This is a genomic window from Rhodopseudomonas sp. BR0C11 (assembly GCF_010820945.1).
GTDB lineage: Bacteria > Pseudomonadota > Alphaproteobacteria > Rhizobiales > Xanthobacteraceae > Rhodopseudomonas > Rhodopseudomonas palustris_H.
Genome location: NZ_QTKI01000555.1, coordinates 1 through 2,410, shown reverse-complemented (window position 1 = coordinate 2,410; position 2,410 = coordinate 1). Strand labels below are relative to the sequence as shown.

Genomic DNA, 2,410 nt, shown 5'->3' with positions numbered 1-2,410 from the left:
TAAGTGAGCACCACCGAGGTTGCACCGGTGTCGATCACCATCGGCGCCGGCACGCCGTTGACCTTGGCGCTGACCGCGAACTCGCCGCCGGTGCCGCGCGGGATTTCGACCATGCGCGAACTGGCGGCTTCGGCCGCCGCGGTGGCGGCAGCGACGCGCTTCTTCAGCATCGTCGACATCGCATCACCGGCCGCGGAAATCCGCTTCGGGTCGCCATAGGCGACCACCGCGCCAGCGGTCCCGATCAGCACCATGAGCACGAGCAGAATGCGGCTCATGACGCACCCGAGAGAGCGCGCGCTAGGCGGGCGTGTCCGTCGCCGAGGCGCGGCGCCGGCGTGGCTGCGGCACATCCATGCCGGCGTCGGCCATCCGCTGCGGCAGGCCGGCCATGATGGCGAGCCGTTCGGCGCTGGCCATCCGCGGCCAGCGCGCGATCTCCGGCATGGTGCGGCCACAGCCGTAGCAGAGGTTGGTCTGCGGATTGATCATGCAGACCGCGATGCAGGGCGTTTCGATGCTCATGTCGGATGGTGGCTGACATTGGTCGCCTCCCGCAAGTCCCGATCTTACAATCCGGTGCCGGCGTTCATGATCGGCTGCCGGCGCGCGCGGGCGGTCTCGGAGGTGGTGACCGAGTCCGGCTGCAGCGGCGGCGCCTCGTCGGCGAGCGGCGCCAGTGCCGACATCACCCGCTCGGGCGGGAAGGTGACGATCACTTCGGTGCCGATCCGCAGTTTGGATTTCAGCGTGAAGGTGCCGCCGTGCATGTCGATCAGGCTCTTGGCGATCGGCAGGCCGAGGCCGGCGCCCTGTTCGGCGGATTTGATCGAGTTGGAACCCTGGCCGAACGAGGCCAGCACGATCGGGATCTCCTCCTCGGGAATGCCGGAGCCGGTGTCCTTGACGCTGAGATACTGGCCGCCGGATGCCGTCCAGCCGGCCTTCAGCCAGATCTCGCCGCCCTGCGGGGTGAACTTGATCGCATTCGACAACAGGTTGAGCACCACCTGGCGTACCGCGCGCTCGTCGCCCCAGATCCGCGGCATGCCCTGTTCGAACACTTCGTGGATGGTGATGCCGCGGCTGGACGCGCGCAGCTTGAGCAGGTGATGACAATCGGTCACCACATGCACCAGCGAGATCGCTTCCTCGTTCAGCTCGTAACGGCCCGCTTCGATCCGCGACAGGTCGAGGATCTCGTTGATCAGGTTGAGCAGGTGGACGCCGGAATTGTGGATGTCGGCCGAGTAGTCCTTGTAGGCCGGCACCGCATGGGCGCCAAAGATCTCGCTCTTCATCACTTCCGAAAAGCCCAGAATGGCGTTGAGCGGCGTGCGCAGCTCGTGGCTCATCTGCGCCAGAAAGCGCGACTTGGCGACGTTGGCGGCTTCGGCGCGATGGCGGGCCTCGTCGGAGATCGCCTTGGATTGTTCGAGCTCCGCGATCAGCACGTCCTTCTCGGCGCGCGCCTGCAGCGTCGCCAGCGTGGTCGAGTGCAGCCGGTGGGCGAGCAGGGCGAAGTAGCCTTCCGCCGCGACGGTCAGCGCCGCCAGCACGTATTTGTCGAACGATCCGCTCAGCGCGAAGTTGACCGCGATCGCGGCGGTCACCGGCATCGTCGCGGCCAGCGCGGCGATCGGCAGGCTCGCGGCCAGCATCGACGACACCGCCACCACCAGCAGCATCAGGAACATCAGGAGCGTGCTGGAGACGACGTTGAGTTCGGTCGGGTGGATCAGGATCGCGGTCCACGCCAGGCCGTACAGCAGGTCGAGCAGGATAAAGCGTCGCCGCCAGGTGCGGGTGCGCGGCACCGAGGCCGGCTCCTGGAGGAAGCGGTTGCAGTTGCGGATCACCACGGCGTGGATGCTGAGCATCGCCACCGTCCAGGCACCCGCCGGCAGCGGGTCCATCCAGATCCCGAACAGCACGCCGGTGACGACCACCAGCAGCATCACCACGTAGGAGGCGGACAGCCGGGTCTCGGCATATTGCCGGACCAGTTCGTGGTCGAAGGCGGGGCGGGTGCCGCTGGTCGAGGTCAGGCGGTCGCGCGCCTCGCGCACCCGCTGTGCCGCCGCGCGCCGGTTGCGCGCCGGCGCGGCCACCGGAGGCTCAGCCGGAAGCTGGAAGACTTCAGGCTTTTCGGCGGACTCACTCATCAACCAACACAAATCCTGCGCGAGAACGCGCGCGGTTTCCCCAGCCTATATCTGGCCACAAATCCTTAAGAGCAGCCTTAGAGGGAAAATTATTCCGGTTAACAGCTGGCTAACAATCGCGGTGAACGAGCCGTGAAAACCGCGATTGCAGCCCTGTTCCGCGTTGGCTCAGCGCTCCAGTCGCGCCAGCAGGCTGGAGGTGTCCCAGCGCCGGCCGCCCATCTTCTCGACCTCGGCGTAGAAGG

At 66.8% G+C, this 2,410-nt stretch carries 2 protein-coding genes and 1 pseudogene; all 3 read right to left on the bottom strand.

Annotated features, from left to right (window positions below):
- A pseudogene (locus DYI24_RS25005) lies at positions 1-278 on the bottom strand (TIGR02281 family clan AA aspartic protease); the annotation flags it as partial.
- Between the two features lie 22 nt (positions 279-300).
- A complete protein-coding gene (locus tag DYI24_RS25000) occupies positions 301-525 on the bottom strand; it encodes a DUF1289 domain-containing protein (protein ID WP_107343933.1) in 225 nt (74 codons plus the stop codon).
- A 44-nt stretch (positions 526-569) separates the two neighbouring features.
- Complete coding sequence (locus DYI24_RS24995) at positions 570-2,165, bottom strand: sensor histidine kinase (protein ID WP_107343934.1); 1,596 nt, start codon at positions 2,163-2,165, stop codon at positions 570-572.
- Positions 2,166-2,410 lie beyond the last annotated feature (245 nt).